Source organism: Blautia sp. An249, from assembly GCF_002159835.1.
GTDB lineage: Bacteria > Bacillota > Clostridia > Lachnospirales > Lachnospiraceae > Blautia_A > Blautia_A avistercoris.
In genome coordinates this window covers 43,334-58,881 of record NZ_NFJL01000005.1, presented here as the reverse complement: position 1 = coordinate 58,881, position 15,548 = coordinate 43,334, and the positions used below count along the sequence as shown (strand labels likewise).

Annotated in this window: 19 protein-coding genes; 10 read left to right on the top strand and 9 right to left on the bottom strand. The window is 40.9% G+C overall.

All coding sequences use genetic code 11. The annotated features are described in order from the left end of the window. Positions 1-118 precede the first annotated feature (118 nt). The 5 genes from B5F53_RS06365 (at position 119) to B5F53_RS06345 (ending at position 6,988) form a co-directional block, all read left to right on the top strand. A complete protein-coding gene (locus B5F53_RS06365; RefSeq protein ID WP_087221520.1) occupies positions 119-2,233 on the top strand; it encodes a hypothetical protein in 2,115 nt (704 codons plus the stop codon). Beyond that, positions 2,227-4,659 (top strand): hypothetical protein, encoded by a 2,433-nt coding sequence (locus tag B5F53_RS06360; RefSeq protein ID WP_087221518.1) that lies wholly within the window; start codon positions 2,227-2,229, stop codon positions 4,657-4,659. The genes B5F53_RS06365 and B5F53_RS06360 overlap by 7 nt, the downstream gene beginning before the upstream one ends. Positions 4,660-4,758: 99 nt before the next feature. Beyond that, positions 4,759-5,178, top strand: coding sequence for a hypothetical protein (locus B5F53_RS06355; protein WP_087221516.1), 420 nt, complete (start codon positions 4,759-4,761; stop codon positions 5,176-5,178). A gap of 27 nt (positions 5,179-5,205) precedes the next feature. Then, entirely contained in the window at positions 5,206-6,306 is a 1,101-nt protein-coding gene (locus tag B5F53_RS06350) for a DUF932 domain-containing protein (protein WP_087221514.1), read from the top strand. A gap of 238 nt (positions 6,307-6,544) precedes the next feature. Then, positions 6,545-6,988 (top strand): hypothetical protein, encoded by a 444-nt coding sequence (locus B5F53_RS06345; RefSeq protein WP_087221512.1) that lies wholly within the window; start codon positions 6,545-6,547, stop codon positions 6,986-6,988. A gap of 131 nt (positions 6,989-7,119) precedes the next feature. Here the strand turns inward: B5F53_RS06345 and B5F53_RS06340 are convergent, their stop codons facing one another. Together B5F53_RS06340 and B5F53_RS06335 are read right to left on the bottom strand one after the other, a co-directional pair. After that, positions 7,120-7,503, bottom strand: a complete 384-nt coding sequence (locus B5F53_RS06340) for a helix-turn-helix domain-containing protein (protein WP_087221510.1) — start codon at positions 7,501-7,503, stop codon at positions 7,120-7,122. Positions 7,504-7,647: 144 nt separating this feature from the next. Then, positions 7,648-7,902, bottom strand: coding sequence for a hypothetical protein (locus B5F53_RS06335; protein ID WP_087221508.1), 255 nt, complete (start codon positions 7,900-7,902; stop codon positions 7,648-7,650). 371 nt (positions 7,903-8,273) lie between these two features. On the opposite strand from B5F53_RS06335, the gene B5F53_RS06330 reads away from it, so the two are divergent. The 4 genes from B5F53_RS06330 to B5F53_RS06315 are packed head-to-tail and all read left to right on the top strand — an operon-like array spanning position 8,274 to position 9,704. After that, a complete protein-coding gene (locus B5F53_RS06330; RefSeq protein ID WP_087221505.1) occupies positions 8,274-8,627 on the top strand; it encodes a hypothetical protein in 354 nt (117 codons plus the stop codon). Positions 8,628-8,644: 17 nt separating this feature from the next. After that, positions 8,645-8,824, top strand: a complete 180-nt coding sequence (locus B5F53_RS06325; RefSeq protein WP_140398213.1) for a hypothetical protein — start codon at positions 8,645-8,647, stop codon at positions 8,822-8,824. 8 nt (positions 8,825-8,832) lie between these two features. Beyond that, positions 8,833-9,219 (top strand): hypothetical protein, encoded by a 387-nt coding sequence (locus B5F53_RS06320; protein WP_087221501.1) that lies wholly within the window; start codon positions 8,833-8,835, stop codon positions 9,217-9,219. A 20-nt stretch (positions 9,220-9,239) separates the two neighbouring features. Continuing rightward, on the top strand, positions 9,240-9,704 hold the full coding sequence (locus B5F53_RS06315; RefSeq protein WP_140398212.1) for a hypothetical protein: 465 nt from the start codon (positions 9,240-9,242) through the stop codon (positions 9,702-9,704). A 217-nt stretch (positions 9,705-9,921) separates the two neighbouring features. On the opposite strand, the gene B5F53_RS06310 is transcribed toward B5F53_RS06315, so the two are convergent. The 7 genes from B5F53_RS06310 to B5F53_RS06280 all read right to left on the bottom strand — a co-directional run bounded on the left by B5F53_RS06310 (position 9,922) and on the right by B5F53_RS06280 (position 15,049). Continuing rightward, a complete protein-coding gene (locus B5F53_RS06310; protein ID WP_087221497.1) occupies positions 9,922-10,935 on the bottom strand; it encodes a sigma-70 family RNA polymerase sigma factor in 1,014 nt (337 codons plus the stop codon). A gap of 378 nt (positions 10,936-11,313) precedes the next feature. Then, on the bottom strand, positions 11,314-11,649 hold the full coding sequence (locus B5F53_RS06305) for a GntR family transcriptional regulator (RefSeq protein ID WP_087221495.1): 336 nt from the start codon (positions 11,647-11,649) through the stop codon (positions 11,314-11,316). Then, the gene (locus B5F53_RS06300) at positions 11,633-11,869 is read right to left on the bottom strand and encodes a helix-turn-helix domain-containing protein (RefSeq protein ID WP_087221493.1); all 237 of its coding nucleotides are present in this window, start codon (positions 11,867-11,869) and stop codon (positions 11,633-11,635) included. Before B5F53_RS06300 ends, B5F53_RS06305 begins: the two co-directional genes overlap by 17 nt. 35 nt (positions 11,870-11,904) lie before the next feature. Continuing rightward, the gene (locus B5F53_RS06295; RefSeq protein ID WP_087221491.1) at positions 11,905-13,485 is read right to left on the bottom strand and encodes a hypothetical protein; all 1,581 of its coding nucleotides are present in this window, start codon (positions 13,483-13,485) and stop codon (positions 11,905-11,907) included. Next, positions 13,469-14,191 carry an ABC transporter ATP-binding protein gene (locus tag B5F53_RS06290; RefSeq protein ID WP_087221815.1) on the bottom strand — a complete coding sequence of 241 codons (723 nt, stop codon included), beginning with the start codon at positions 14,189-14,191 and terminating at the stop codon, positions 13,469-13,471. The genes B5F53_RS06295 and B5F53_RS06290 overlap by 17 nt, the downstream gene beginning before the upstream one ends. Positions 14,192-14,206: 15 nt before the next feature. After that, complete coding sequence (locus tag B5F53_RS06285) at positions 14,207-14,407, bottom strand: DUF1648 domain-containing protein (RefSeq protein ID WP_140398211.1); 201 nt, start codon at positions 14,405-14,407, stop codon at positions 14,207-14,209. 105 nt (positions 14,408-14,512) lie between these two features. Beyond that, positions 14,513-15,049 (bottom strand): hypothetical protein, encoded by a 537-nt coding sequence (locus tag B5F53_RS06280; protein ID WP_087221487.1) that lies wholly within the window; start codon positions 15,047-15,049, stop codon positions 14,513-14,515. Between the two features lie 162 nt (positions 15,050-15,211). Between B5F53_RS06280 and B5F53_RS06275 the strand changes: the two genes are divergently transcribed. Next, complete coding sequence (locus B5F53_RS06275; RefSeq protein WP_087221485.1) at positions 15,212-15,535, top strand: hypothetical protein; 324 nt, start codon at positions 15,212-15,214, stop codon at positions 15,533-15,535. The last annotated feature ends 13 nt before the right edge of the window (positions 15,536-15,548 follow it).

Sequence of the window (15,548 nt, the reverse complement as noted above, 5' to 3'; positions counted from 1 at the left end):
CAATGTTTTCTCTGGGATTTTTCTGTCATCACGCATGTCCTTACGAACGTGAATTCGTTTCATATTTATGAGGTAGCACATAGACGAAAGGAGTTTATACCAAATAGGAGAACAAAGAATGGAATACGGAACATGGGGAAAGAGACAGTATACAGCATTTACAAATGCTGTAAATATGGAATTATTTCATGCTATGCAGCACATGATCATGCGTGCGGCAGACCCAGACAAGAGACATTTTGAAAATCTGAGATTGAAGTGTGGGCTCCCCTTCTACTGGGATGAGGATTATGCCGGGTATTTCGGGCAATATCAATTAGTCTATCCAGGAGAAGTACTGGAACGTTTTGAAGAGAAAATCGGGGATGAACTGATGAACCTAAGAGCGCTGGCTCTTGCTCTTGGAAATTGTGCAAATATTTTGGATGACACGATGTTCATTGGGGATCAAAAGGATGCTTTTATTGGCAGAATCAGAGCCGGGGCTAACAAGGACATTTTTTTGTCTGGCGCCATATACATGTTGGCAGACAAAGAAGATCCGCGAAAAGAAAGTCTGGGAGAACTGAGCCGGAGACAAAATGTGCGAATTGAGGAGGCGTTATTTCTATTGGCGCTTTATGAGGATAAAGCGCAGGGATTTCAACAAATGCGCCCTTTGCTGGTGAAATTATGGGGTGAGCAACGGAATTTCAACCTGTTTGAAAATGCAGGGCTGCTTAAATGGCTGATTGATTATTATGAGGAAGAAATCATGGCATGCAGAAAACGGGACAATATGATGTTGCGCACTCTCGTCAAACTGGCTTATAAGTGTATCCAGCCATGTTCAAAAGAATTCGAGACGCTTGAAAAGGCGGGGTACAACGAAGAAGAAATCGCTTTCTGCAATTCCGTGCTTATGTGGCTTCTCCCGAGGAAGAAACGAATTGTTGAAAAGGGGATTGTGGGAGAGAAGATTTCAGCTAGGTGCTGTATTGCGATGATCAACGGAAAGCGAAAACTGGGAGAGGATCTGTATCAGTATTTATTTTTCTTGCTAGAAAAATACAAAAAATACGAGATCTGTTATGAATCTCATCCGGGAATTTGGCATGCAATCGAATGTCACCTCCAGCCGGTACAACCAGAGATGGTATTATGGCTGTTTCAGAAGGCGGAGAAAGACAAAATGTATCAAGTGGATGTGTTTGACCATAAGTGGGACATTCTCGCCCGAGAATTAAATATGGAGCGGTATTTTGATTTGTTCGCACACCAGATCGCGTCGCTTGATTGCCCGAACGTAGAGCAAATAAGGAAATACCTGAAATGCTATGAAGCGTTAACTCAACACAGTTTTATGGACTATTTTAAAAAATATCGGTCAGAAGGGCATAGACTTTTTCAGATGTTTGTTGAAAACGGGGTTATTTTATTGAACGAATATCAAGAAGGATTGGTCGGTACAGAAAAAACATATGAAAGAGATTATCTTTGGAACTATGTAAGTGAGATACCAAACCGGAAAGTGTTTGATTTCTGGCGGCAGTATCTTGAAAAAAACGACATGATGGAAATTCCAGAGTTCTTTGGTGCAAGTTGTTTTTTCCATACGAGGCTGGGAAAGTGCTTATGGGGCTATAGCCATACCATGCAGTTGAATTACCATAGAGACTTTCTAAAAACGGATGAGAGGAAAAGACTTCTTGAATGGATGGATGAATCCATATTTCGCTTTGAACCGGAGCATTATATAGCGTTTGTGAATTCTATAGTAAGTGACGAGAATTTCCAGAAGCTATATGAAGAAGAAATGCCGGGACTGATTATGCAGCTGGATCAAGAGGAGAATATCCCACTGAGTAATCTTAACGGTCTTAAGAAGAAATTCTATGATACTGACATGTTAGAAAAGGAGGAAGAGGAACAGAAAAAGCGTGCGGCAGAGAGAGAAGAAAGAGATTACCAGAAGGATCTGGAATTATATCGCGGGAAACTGAAGGAAACGTTTGACGGCAGTATACAGACTTTGGAAAATTACGTGACATCTTATTATAGATATAGACCGGATATCGTTATAAGTCTTGTACATGAAGAGTTGCAGAAAATATTTTCTATAGAAAATTCAAAATGGACAAAAAAAGAGATAAGTATGATTTTGGAAATGTATAGTAAGATGCTGAGAACAGAGGGAGCGGACTGGCGGAAAATGAAGGAACAGTTATATAAACTGGAGGGCAAAGAATGCTGAAAATTGTGAAACGAGTTGAAATTGTAAGTTGTCTCAAAAATGCTGGCTTTTCTCTGGCATTTACCAGACAGGAACCTATGGATGAATTGGAGAACAAGTGCAGGATCATACAGGAAGCCGGGATAAAATTTAAAGACAGAAGAGAGTATATTTACCGGAATAAGATTCAACAAGAAATCATGAGAAATCCGGACTTTATTCCTTATTATAAATCATTATTAATGGCTCATTTGCATGAAAAAGAGATCAATGATCTGCTTGATGCCTTGAACTCGTTGAAAGGGCAGATCATGGATTATCCGGCAGACTTAGTGATATGGCTTGTGGCAGAAAAGATGTTTTCCGCGGAGGAGGCAGCTGCTTATCTGGTCTTTTTTTTACCGCTTGGTAAGAAAAACGGTAAATCAGATCGTGTGTGTAAAAATATCAGATATCTCTATCAGTACGGACCCGAAGGAAGGGAGGCTGTGCGTGACGAGAAAATAAGAAAACTGTTAGAGGAAATATGTCTATGGCAGTATTTTGAAAGAAGAAATGCCCCCGAATGTCTGTGCCTGCTGAAAGATTATCCTGCTATTAAGGAACTGGTTATATTTTTGCAGGGCATTGAGATTGAATATGATTTCTTAGTAAGTGATTTAAAAAAGCTGTCGGAAATAGATCAGGCCATGATCGGGAAAATGGAGAAAATCTGGGAATCGTTTCGCCATCAGAAAAAGGGGTTCTGTCAGTTTTTTGACCGTTGGCTACATGGAAATAATGTCTGCTATGAACTTGACTATTTTAGCAAAAAAGACCATGCGTTCTGGAAACAGAATATGAAATCAGTTTGTGACACTCAACTTGGATATTTAAACGAAGTCTATTCCGGGCAGCTAGATATTGAATTTACAGAGCTTGAGCATTATCAAATCAGTGTTTTAACCTATGCGATTGCGCATAAAAAGAAGAGCTTTCTTAAAATGGTTTCAGATAATATACAATTGTTTAAGGAATTGGGATTTGACGCCATAATTTTTGACGCAGAATTCTATCACAGGTGTAATCTGAATTCGGTTACAGAAAAAAATCTGCGACAGTCAGCAGGAAAATACAGCGAGAGAAGCAAGTTATATTTACTTAGAAAAAAAGAGTATACATTTTCCGAATTAAAAACGCTCCGATATGCCAAAGAGCAATATATCACACTGTATGATCTGTTGAATATACCTCGGGTTGATGACAGACTCCAGACAATCCGCGAAATGATAAAAAGGGATCTGGTTTCCGAGAATTTCACGGAAGATATGCTGACAAGCCTGGCGGGGGCACTGTCAAGGCAGCGGCTTGGTGTTTGGAGAGAACGGGAGCTGGCGCATATAAGAGGGCTGGGTTATCTTGAAAGTGTACGGCTGCTGATGGTATATGACCAGATCCAGCACTTACTTCCGGAATTGCAAACATGGGAAGAAGCACTTTATGTTGTGCGTAATGTGGAATGGGCAAAAGAGTTAAAAAGTTGGTCGCAGGCGAAGAAATGCTTAGTAGAACACGACAAGGAATTTCAAAAATTAAGGGAAACAATGGGAATGTCCGATGATTTCATTAAGGATAATTATCCGTTTATCCAGAAATTCATAATGAAAGAGGCCTCTGAAATGAGCTGGATCTACTACAACGACACCAATAATAAAGAGGCTTTCCGTCGGATTGTTCAGGCGGAGCTGATGGGGAAATTCAAACAGCTGAAGTACCATCATTCAGATTTGGAGAAGGAAATCAGTTATCCGATCAGTCAGGAGCAGGAAACAGTCTGGAAAGAGAATGAGAGTTTCACGCAGGAAAATATAGAAGTTACGGAAGCAGACGACTTTTATACAACACTGAGGATTGGACGCCTTCCGTATCGTACCTGTCTTGCCTATGACGATGGTATGCATAAAAACTGTATTCTGTCATGTTTCGACTCCAACAAAAAGGTTCTGTTGGCGAAGAGAAAGGGAAATGTGATCGGCCGGGCCAGTATCCGACTTACAAAGGGAACCCTCATACAGTTAAAAGAAAAAAACACCTTAGAGTTTGCTGATCTTATGGAAACAGAGACGAGTCAGGAACAAAATAAGGAAAGACTGACACTTTTTTTAGAAAAGGCCTATATTTCTAATGTGGATGGACTGACAAGCGAAAAAATCAAGCAGTTGTTTGTGCAGTTTGCCACCTGCAAAGCAGCGGAACTGGACGCATATCCTGTTCTAGCTTCCGCTTATGGGGGTGCATCTCAGAACTATGTCCGTGGAGAGTACTTTATGTATATTTCAAAAAGTAAGGGCGGCGAGCAGTATCTGGACTCTATTTCAGGTAATGTGTCCGTTTCTCAGACAGAGAGTTATAGGAATGGTGTGTTCCTCCTGTTTAAAGAGGGGAGTGTCGGGACAGAAGCCGCGTAACACATCACATGATTTTCATATGTAAGGACATCTTTCATATTTATTTCGAGCAAAAAAAGATGAACAGGAGGTATACGAATATGCGAAAGGAGAACAAAGATGTCGGATTATAATTGCTGGATACGGACTAATTATTTCCGGGTGAAAGATGAAAATGCATTAGAAGAACTTCTGTCTACCTGCAGAACAAACGGACACTTGCAGCTTCGAGAGAGTGAGGAGGGCAAAAAATATTGTTTTACTTGTGATGGACGAATTTACGGCGTACCGGACCGAGAAGCTCCGGACGAAGCGGAAGAGGATTATGGCGCGTTCATTACCGGACTGCAGAAGCTCCTTCCGGCTGGCGAGGCGCTGATTCTTATGGAAGTAGGTCACGAAAAGTTCAAATACCTTGTTGGAGCGGCTTGCCTGCTCACAGCAAACAGAATGATGCATATTGATCTACAGGAAGCGGCAATAAGAGAAGCAAGGCAGATGTTAGGAAATCCGTCGTACAATACAAGAATAGAATACTAAAGTCAGAATTCAACAGGAGGTATCCAAATGAAAAAAGGAAGCATTATGACACTTGATGAACTGGAAAAAAAGGTAATGGCGGAACGCTCTCTGAAAGAGGACGCACTGGTCAATACACAGTGCATGGAATATGTTGTAGAGGGCTCAGAGCAGAATATGTGTGTGATTGACCGAAAGAAAGACGCTGTCCTGATGAAAGCACCGGTAAACAGGACCGCGCATGCACAGATCGGCAGATATCTGGAGATACCGGCCAGCTATTATAATATGATGCTTGAGAAGAATCCGCAGCTTTTGGCAACCAATATCAATACATGGTTTGCACAGAAGCCGGCAGCCCAGAGAATGATCCGCAGATTTGACGGCAGGATGAGGGCGTTTCTGTCCAATCAGTACCTGAAACTGGATAATGATGCGGTGTTATATACCGTACTCCCTATCCTTGAGAAACTGGGGCTGGACGCAGAGGTAGAGTCCTGCGAGATCACGGAGTCCAGGCTGTACATCAAGGTTGTAAATAAGAAGGTGCAGGCGGAAGTCACACCGGGAGACATTGTACAGGCCGGAGTTATCATTACGAATTCAGAGGTCGGACTGGGGTCCATTACAGTTAAGCCGCTTGTATACCGCCTGGTATGCAGGAATGGGATGGTCATCAATGACGCTGTATCCAGGGCGTATCATAAAGGCGCCAGAATGAAATCCAATACAGATTTCATGCTTTTCAAAGATGATACCAGAGAGGCTCAGGCAAGATCCCTCCGTCTGGAAATCAGGGATATCGTAGAGGATGCAGTCAGCCAGGTGACTCTGGACCGGGTTACACATAAGTACAAAATGGCGAAGAATATGGAGATCACAGGGGATATTCCATCTCTGGTGACCATGACCGGCAGGGAATTTGACATAAAAAAAGATGAAAAGGAAGGGGTTATGGAACACCTGTACCGGAGAGGAGACTATACTCTGTATGGATTATCCAACGCAATCACCGAGATGAGTCAGACTGTGGATGACTATGATCGGGCTTCCGAGCTGGAAGAAGTGGGGTACAAAGTCCTGAATATGTCGAGAACACAGTGGAAGCGCATGAATGTGGAAAAAGAGGAGATCGCTATAGCAGCATAGATACCAAATAGTAAAAGTCAGGGATAAAGATGCCGGCTTGCTGATGTAATTCAGCAGGCCGGTATCTTTTTATAAGGAAAATTTGTGAATAGGCCGATAATCGTTATTTATCAAGAAGAATAACTCTCATATTCATGTCAGGTGAATAAAAGACGAGATGGAGAGCGATTTGTCCACTGCCATCCGCATTCACAAAGCAATCAAACCAATTCAAATCAATTTTAAGGAGGACCGGACTATGAAGGAACAGAGCATGTTTTACACAAGGGAATGCAAAGAGTATAAGGTGAATACGGAAGTTTTGGTCGAGGAGATCCGGAAAAACGTGAAAGCCGGAAGAAACATGATTCACTATGTAACTCGGTATATGGATGCAGCGTTGACACTGTCAATGTATGACATGGGAGACCGTACTTTTGATATGGTGGAAAATGGAAGGGACCACTATGAAGGTCAGGCGCAATTGTGGCTGTCCAAAACCGTGAATTGCATCATGTATTTCCAGAGCTGTGCAAAATTAAGAGGGAAACGGGTTTTCAACGGACTGGTGAGGCGAGATGATTATTTCGAGTGTATTGATCTTGTCTCATCCGTATTTCAGGCGCTTATGGAATTCTTCCACGTGGATTTTGCGGAAGAGGATGCAAAGGTAATACCAATCGGGTTGCACATGGCAGCATAAAAGGGGCAAAATAGCTGTCAATATGTAGACAGCCAAACAGAGCAAGGGTTTGTTGCAGCATTCCCTTGCTCTTTATTTAACATTCTGGAAAATGGAACTGAAAGAATGGAATTGGTCACGTACCTTGTGGATTAGCTATCCGTTTTATAGTAATCAGCAAGTTCCTGAACTCTATGCCCGTTGCGCAGGGCATCTAAAGTAGCGGCCATAACCTCTGTGAGAATGCGGATCTCTATTTCATCACAATGTTCTGCAATCTGATTGATTTCGTTTGTAAAAGCATGCTTCGTAAGAACAATATTATCGCAGAGCAGCTGATCAGCATTTACATTTAGTATGTTGGCAATGCGGATAAAAGTAGAAAGACTTAAATGAGCATTTCCACGTTCAATATTGCTGATGTGCGTTACCGTCATACTTAGCTTATTGGCCAGACGTTCCTGAGTATAATCTGCATTAATCCGGGCAATTTTTATTCGTTTCCCGATAGCGCAGTAATCGATATCATCATGCATAGAATCTCTCCTTGAAGTTGATATAACACATTTTATCTTTCTTAAAAGTACAACATAATAAACTATATAAGGAAAATAACTGAATAATTCAATAAGGAGAGACATAAAAAAGGACCCCGATTCATAAGGGGTCCTCGCAGGACTTTAGTCTGTTTTGCTGTTATCTGTCCCTGTAGGAGTTAAATCAAGATTCCGAAGGCAAGGGTTGGAGAAAAAGGCTTCCAGTAAATGATCCAACTTTTCAGCCTCTTCTTTGCTTCCTCCGGGTAGCCCGCAGTAATGAGAAAGTGCAGCATCGGAATTGAGTGACCGGGAAATCTGCTGAAGGTGTTCAAGCTCATTCAGTTTTGGCTGGTAAAGCTTCCTCTTAGCTGTATTAAAATCAATAATTTTTGCCATTTCATATGCCCCCTTTACTTAGAGTGTCTACTATTATAAAGACTAAATAATAGAAATACAAGTCAAAGATTCACACGCAGGAAAAACTTAATACAGCGGGAGGAACGGTTGATTTTAAGCAGGCATTTATTCAGGCATATTTGTAATGGAACAAATTTGTGACGGATAGAGGAAAACGAGTTTGTATAGAAAGAAGGGATGACAGGTAGGCAGGTACAAATTTAGAGGAAGACGTGTGTCTTGTGTCCGTGGCCAAAGAGTTTCAAATTCCAAGCGTGGAATGGAAAATGAAGGTAAAACATTATATATTCTGAGTAAATTCCATAGCAAGCGATTGAATATTTTGGAGCGAAGAGGAAAGGAGAATATCTATGAAGATAGAGGAAGTCAGAGATCTAATGGTATTTCTAAGCAATGATCTCAAAAATAGACTAGGTAATGCAATGTGGACCGTGACAGCGATTGAAGAGAGGGTATTAGGAAGCAGGTACCGTATCGTACACCAAGCTTTATGTGGTTTTGAGATTACTGATTATAGGAACCAGGGAACCGAAGGAACGGTTATTACATTACTCCCGTGCCTTTGCCGGGAGAGTGGAGAGCCTTATATTTTAGTAGATGTTGATGGATGCCGAAGAGGAGCTTTCCCGGTACTGGGTGGATTTTGCATTTCTGAGCGGACGAAAGGTCTGTCAGAAAGTATTTATCAATGCGTGATGAACTAAATGAAGGAGGAGCAAATATGGCACATGCGAACTGGTGTGGAAAACCTTGTGAATCATGTGAAAAACCCTGCAGCCTGGATGAAGCGATTCCCTGCAGCCCGGATTGCCCGGAACTGTCAGCAGACGGTACCCCTGCCGGCACAGAGTGTAGGAAGTGTGACGCCTATGTGTTTATACAGGAGCAGGAGACCGATTAAGGAGGAATATGATTAAGCTAAAACATGCTGTCGAAAGACAGAACAGGGCAATCGTTGAAAATGCACGGGAACCGCTCTGCCTGCGGATGGGGATACAGGAGGCATCAGATGATGTAAATGAATCTGAACGACAAGTGATATGGGCGATGCAGGAAACTTATGGTTCTGCCTATCTGGGCTGTATCCAGCCAAATCCTGTTACACAGAAAATTGGTCTTGTAAAATACGAGGGACAGGAATTACATAACTTTTGCTGCGATTTTTGTATCCCACATTATAACGTGGATCTGGAGAGAATGATTGAACAATGGAATGCGTGCGGAAATCCGCGCTTCTTGAGTGCAATCTATAAGCTTATTTCTGATCTGGGAGGAATTGTTTTGGTATGGTCGTAATGCAACAGAGGAGGAACAAAGTGAATAAAAGAAAGAAAAAGTGTAAAAGTATGAATCGGATCATAAAGAACAGAAAGCTTATTTATCTTACAAATGCTCTTGGGGAAGAGACCGGACATGGATTAATTCCAGAAAGAATTCAAGAATGGTATGAAGAGTTAGGATGCACTGCCGGCGCATTGCTTTACCTCGTGCAGTTGGACGAACAGTATGGCATACTGGCAATCTATGAATTTGACGAATGGTTCCGTTTGAATTTGAAACTCTCCAGACATCGGTTCTGGAAACGAATCCGCGAGAAAGCAAAAGATTTGTGTGGGAATGAGCACATCGAGAACGAGGATGTTATTCTTGGGAAGCATACAGGCTTTGAAGAGTGCCATGAGATTGCGCTCTGGTTTGGATATCCGACCGACTTTGATACAATGTGTTTAAAGCTTCAATATGCCGATCATATTCTTTGTTCAGGATTCGATGTGGCATAAGTAGATCTATACGAACAAATAGAAAACTGGTATATAGCAGCGGATGTTGCCTTATACCAGTTTTTTAATTTTTTTTATAGAAAAGGGGACATTTCCTTTCAAATCCTTCATATTTAAAATAGAACAGTTAAAAGCTTTCCGGAATGATTCCAGAAACCCATCACCAAGGTATCCAGAGCCCGGATACGGAGTCTGGAAGGACGGGCTTTTAACTGTTTTAAAGAGAAATCTCTTCCAGCGGAATTTCTGCAAGAGTAAGCATTTCGCGCTCGATACTGCTGGCAGACAAAATCAGTGGAACGAGCGTCTGCTCTACCAGTCTGTCATACTGTTTTTCCTGCTGTTTATATTCATATTCAAAATGAGAACGAAGCTTCGCATCATGGTACAATTTCCGATACGCCTTTGCACGAAGGCGGTGTACATGATGTACCGTAACACCTTGTCCTAATATCTTGGCGATTTCAGCCTGTGTGCGGTGCTTCTTCCCATTGAGCCCGTACTGAAGTTCCAGGACAAGCCGTTCTTCCGGGGATAAGCGGGTCAGTGCTGTGTTCAGGTCTTCCAGCAGTTCCAGGCGTTCCACGACTTCAGCCGGGGATTCCTGTTCGTTGGCGGGAACGTCCATCACGTTCGGATGATCCAGGGGCAGTGCGGAATTTGCTGACTGCATGATCAATACAGTCTGGATTGCTTCTGATCCGAGCTTTGTCTCTGCCATAATATCGGTGATGGTAGGTGCTGCAATGCCCTTTTGCTGTAAAGAAGCAATTGCACGGTTGATCTTTTTGGCTGTGGCAGAGTAGTGTGGCGAGGTGTTATGTACCATCTGACTAACACAATCGCTGATCTCATGAATAATATATTTTGAAACAAAGGTTGTGAACGAGCTCATTGTCGGATCATAGGGAGGATCAGCCTTATAAAGAGCACACAGGATACCAATATTGCCGCATGAAAGCATATCCTCCATATATTTATTTGCATAAGTCGGATACATGGTACGGATGAGGCTTTTGATGTATGGTTCATTTCGGACCAATATTTCTTCCGTTGCGGCACTTCTTTGCTCAGGCGTACCGTTTCGGATTAAATTCACGCAATGGATTAATTCCTCTGTCGTCATAACAGTTTTCTTTTCTTTTTTAGGTCCTGGGTCAGATTCTTCCATATCCTGATCGTAGCCAGTGGAATTATATGATTCGCTTGAGGTATAATTAGTTCCCTTCATAAATCTTTCTCCTTTCACATTTTGCAAGTATGAACTCAAGGAACAAATGAACAGGATCACAGGTTCTGATGATGAGATAAGTTCCCCGTCTTAAATTCCAAATGCTCAAGGGTCAGTAATAAATGAAAGTCAATTAGCATTTTCTACGGTAAAAGTCCTGTTTTTAGTTATATTCATTTCGGTTATTTTCATTATATCTACCATTATTTTAATAGTCCATAAAAATACTCACACGCAGGAAAAAACGGAAAAATGCGACAGAATTCGACAAAACAGTTAAGAAAAAGGCCAACCCGCAAAATGTGTGGATCAGCCATTTTGGCATATATAGGCAAATAATTTGTGAGAGTGTGAAAGAAAACAAAAACAAGCGGAGCACTATTGTTGGATTATCTTTGATATTTCTTGCTCTGTGAATCCTATCTTTTTTATATCAGTAATTAGTTGCTGGATCAACTCATTAGCGATGGCCAATCTCCTTTCCTCAATATCTGCAACAACACAGTATCTCTTTGTACGGTGTGGGTATATGATTTTATTGTTCCGTAATAAATGAAGCGCACTGACAATTGTATTGGAGGTAACTCCATATTTAACGGCATATTGTCTAATGCTCGGCAAAGGAGAATTCCCCTTCATATGCTTTGAAAAAATCTCTGTTTTAATATCGTCTGCGATTGCTTGGTATTTGTACTGCTTAGAAACTTTCATCATCTTTTTCTTTTCCGGTCAATAATTTATGTATTGTTATGTTATAAAAATCTGCAATCATCGGAAGATGGATAAAACTGGGGCGGGTAGTTGCCTTTTCCCATTTTGAAACACTGGACGTGGAAACACCACAGTATTGCGCCAAATCATCCTGAGATTTTCCGGCTTTCCTTCTTTGGTCTACAAGTGTTTCAGCAATATGCAAATTATCATTATATTTCATTTAGCTTCCCTACTTTCGTTAATTCCAGAACAGCCTTACATGTATAAACGGATTTTGGAGAGAATGTGGTATACAGCGGCAGTCATAATCGCAATGACCACAGTAAAAGCTATCACAATCTGCTGCGCATATTCATGGAAAAAGACACATAGATATATAGGAACGGCACTTGCTGCAAGGCCTACGCCAATTGCGGCTAAAACAGATACCGCGCCACCTTTTACCGCATAATACTCACTTGTCCAGTCGTAGCGTGGATATTTTACATTTAGCAGCATGCCCATAACTGAAATAAACAAGGCATATACCGTGGGCGTGACAAACAGTAAGACTGTCTGAATAACCGTAAAGGAGAAAGCAATTCTAAGTAGAATGAGGCTGATCCATAAAACAGGCAGTACAACCGTTAAATTCATAAATATCTTTGCGTTGAAGACAGTCTTTGTGCTTACCGGAGCAGAACACATAATCCATCTGCTTTTTCCCTCCAACGAAAGAGATGCGGAGGTTGTGCAGCAAACGCACACCATTACCGAAGCTACAAGTGGCATAACTGTTTCAAATTTATCCATAATCCCGAAAGATTCCAATTGCTGTAAGAGAATATCCGGCATGTAGAATACAGAAGCAACCGAGATAACAAAAAGCAGTATCATAACGATACATGAATTTAATGCGTATATTGTGCAGGAAAAGAATCTTGCAAGTTCCCGTTTGTATAATGCCATGAAAGGGGAAGATATGGACAATTCTCCCAAACGGAAATCCTTTCCTGCATGGTTCGAGGAGACCTGTGTATTCAATTGTTTATAGAAACAGGCAAGAACCAGAACAAATGCAAAAAGCAGAATGACAGAGCTAACCACAAATATTCCAAAACTGAGCCAATCACTATGCTGCAACGCTTTTGAAAAGAGGGAAGCAGGAGGATAAAACTGATTAAAATAGTTGATTAGCATGGTACTGACATCTGTGATCTGCGTTGTCCCCATTGTCTGTAATTTAGCAGTTACATAGACCAGAAGAAGTATTCCCCCAATGCTGATAATCAAGGCAAGAATATGATTGTGTTTTGATTTTGCAGAGACAGCTACGATCAACGTCCCAATTGCCAATGCAAAAAGCATAGGAATGACTGGTGTGAACAGCAAAGCAGTCATTAACATGAAATAACCACCGGCACTTACCGTAGTATTCATACCATAAATAATGACAGCTGGTATCATCGCAATGATACCAATCAGTAAATTCATGATATAGAGCATGGTAAGTCGGCTTAAAATGACCGCCGCATTATTTACAGGCAGGGACATAACCATATCATAGTCTTTCAGGCCGATTAGAGCTCCAGAGCTTTTTATGAATGTCAGCATTAGTACGACTAAAGAGTAAATAACAATTATCAGTGTGGGGATTGCCTGTACAAGCCCTATATCTGCAAAAGTAGAACAGATATAACTGCTTAAGTAAACAAAGACACCAATAATCGCGAGCCCGGATACACCAATGATTAAAGTGTGCTGCCTCTCTTTTTTATCGTTAGAATGGAATAGCCGATTTATGCCAAACAAACTGTACAACTGCATTTTTAATAAGAGTTTATATTTCCTTGCCATTTTCTACAACCTCCATAAAGACGTCTTCAAGGCTGTGCTGACCTTTGACTTCCTCCATAGTGCCATTCGCAATCAATTTCCCACTGTTGATAATGGAAACGGTGTCGCATAGTTTTTCCGCAACTTCCAACACATGTGTAGAGAAGAAAATCGCACTCCCATGCTGGCAGGCTTCTTTCATTATTTTTTTTAGATTGTATGATGCTTCAGGATCAAGACCAACAAAAGGCTCGTCGAATACAAACAGCTTTGGACGGTGAATAAATGCGCCGATCAATGCCAGCTTTTGCTTCATTCCGTGGGAGTAGGAGCTAATGAGATCCCCCAGGCTATCTGTTATTCTGAAAAGTTCTGCATATCTGCGTATTGTAGAAGTACGTTCATTTTCAGGGATTAAGAACATATCGCAGATATAATTTAAGTATTGAATCCCTGTAATATACTCATACAAGTCAGGATTGTCAGGGATATATGCAGTGAGGGATTTGCACAAAACAGGCTCTTTTTTGACGGAATGTCCGTCAATGAGGATCTGCCCCTGTTCAAAATCCATTACACCAACAACTGCACGGATGGTCGTGGTTTTGCCTGCACCATTATGTCCGATAAAGGCGTGAATTTCTCCGCTATTGACAGTAAGACTTAGATCATCAACCGCTTTTTTATTACCGGAATATATTTTAGAATAATGTCTGATTTCAAGAATATGTTTACCCATACCTTATTTTCTCCTCTCTTTTTTTCTCTCTCTGGACCAGTACCAGAGCGCCGGCGCTGGTGAGAGCAAAAGAATAAAATAGACGCTGATTTCTATTTTCTTTCCAATGCCACCATTCACTGAAATTTGTTCTGGTAAAAGGAATGTCAGCAAAAACAGGATAATAAAGCTGACGAGCGTTATGATAATACATTTTTTCTTCATAAAGATAAGTCCTCCTTTTTATTATTATCAATACGATAATAATATCATTATGATAATATATAGTCAAGAAAAAACCGCCTACCAATTTTTGATAGACGGGAAAAGCTAACCGAGATTTGGCGGTGCGATAATTAAACCAATGGAACGTAATTTTCTGTCTTTTGTTGCGGAATTGTCTTTATATTTTTCAGTAATCATCAGGTAACTTCTCATAAAATCCTCCAATTCTTCATCTGACAGATAAAGAGGGGCAAGGGAGAAGCCAGATTTATCTTTTGCAATATCTATATCGTCCTTTTTGCAATACTCTTGAAATTGTTCCGCAAACCCTAACATATACTGAATAAATGTCTGCATATATGCTTCACCGGAATTTTTCTCTAATATATCACTCATTTCCATTTTTAAGTCAATAGCAAGTGCATACGTTTTTTCAATCGTACCTCGTACCTGCGTTTGATTGACAATTTTTAATATGCCATCTGCCGTCATTTTTTTTAAATATCGGTAAAGAGTGGCAGTGGGGATATCAGAAAAAGTTTCAGACAAATGTTTTGCTGTGGTTTGTTTACAATTCAAGATCTCTAACAGCAGTTTACATTTTACAGGGTGCTTTACGCTCTCCATGATAGATTGATTCATAACACTTCCTCCTAGTACCAGTACGTTATGATAATATTATCACCTTGATATTAAAAAATCAACCCTACACTCATATGCAGCTATTTTGATTGAATGTTTGAGACAGGGAAATAAGCCGCATATTTAATAAGAACAGACAAAGACGAAAAGGAGGAAGAAACAGTGATTCAACAGGAAATAGGCAGTGTATTTATTTATGAAGGAACTAGATATGTCATCGGAGAACCGATTGTAGGAACAAAAGGGAGTGAGTATGATGGACTGATTGGAACAATCTTTGAGATTCGTGACGGGGAAGACAAGGAAACAGAAAATGAGACGCCGGATTTATATTGCAGTTTTCAGGCGCCGGTTTTACCAGAAGAGATAGAACGGCTTGAGAAAATTTTTTCTGACTTGTACCGTGAACCGAAAACAATAGACGACATCATACTGGACTGGGTGATCATGGCACCGGAAATGGTCAGACCTATCCAACCAAGGTAACATAGGAATTCTA

Excerpts from the sequence above, each read along its gene's own strand:
- B5F53_RS06365 (WP_087221520.1), top strand. The coding sequence starts at position 119 with ATGGAATACGGAACATGGGGAAAGAGACAGTATACAGCATTTACAAAT.
- B5F53_RS06360 (WP_087221518.1), top strand. The coding sequence starts at position 2,227 with ATGCTGAAAATTGTGAAACGAGTTGAAATTGTAAGTTGTCTCAAAAAT.
- B5F53_RS06355 (WP_087221516.1), top strand. The coding sequence starts at position 4,759 with ATGTCGGATTATAATTGCTGGATACGGACTAATTATTTCCGGGTGAAA.
- B5F53_RS06350 (WP_087221514.1), top strand. The coding sequence starts at position 5,206 with ATGAAAAAAGGAAGCATTATGACACTTGATGAACTGGAAAAAAAGGTA.
- B5F53_RS06345 (WP_087221512.1), top strand. The coding sequence starts at position 6,545 with ATGAAGGAACAGAGCATGTTTTACACAAGGGAATGCAAAGAGTATAAG.
- B5F53_RS06340 (WP_087221510.1), bottom strand. The coding sequence starts at position 7,503 with ATGCATGATGATATCGATTACTGCGCTATCGGGAAACGAATAAAAATT.
- B5F53_RS06335 (WP_087221508.1), bottom strand. The coding sequence starts at position 7,902 with ATGGCAAAAATTATTGATTTTAATACAGCTAAGAGGAAGCTTTACCAG.
- B5F53_RS06330 (WP_087221505.1), top strand. The coding sequence starts at position 8,274 with ATGAAGATAGAGGAAGTCAGAGATCTAATGGTATTTCTAAGCAATGAT.
- B5F53_RS06325 (WP_140398213.1), top strand. The coding sequence starts at position 8,645 with ATGGCACATGCGAACTGGTGTGGAAAACCTTGTGAATCATGTGAAAAA.
- B5F53_RS06320 (WP_087221501.1), top strand. The coding sequence starts at position 8,833 with ATGATTAAGCTAAAACATGCTGTCGAAAGACAGAACAGGGCAATCGTT.
- B5F53_RS06310 (WP_087221497.1), bottom strand. The coding sequence starts at position 10,935 with ATGAAGGGAACTAATTATACCTCAAGCGAATCATATAATTCCACTGGC.
- B5F53_RS06305 (WP_087221495.1), bottom strand. The coding sequence starts at position 11,649 with ATGATGAAAGTTTCTAAGCAGTACAAATACCAAGCAATCGCAGACGAT.
- B5F53_RS06300 (WP_087221493.1), bottom strand. The coding sequence starts at position 11,869 with ATGAAATATAATGATAATTTGCATATTGCTGAAACACTTGTAGACCAA.
- B5F53_RS06295 (WP_087221491.1), bottom strand. The coding sequence starts at position 13,485 with ATGGCAAGGAAATATAAACTCTTATTAAAAATGCAGTTGTACAGTTTG.
- B5F53_RS06285 (WP_140398211.1), bottom strand. The coding sequence starts at position 14,407 with ATGAAGAAAAAATGTATTATCATAACGCTCGTCAGCTTTATTATCCTG.
- B5F53_RS06280 (WP_087221487.1), bottom strand. The coding sequence starts at position 15,049 with ATGAATCAATCTATCATGGAGAGCGTAAAGCACCCTGTAAAATGTAAA.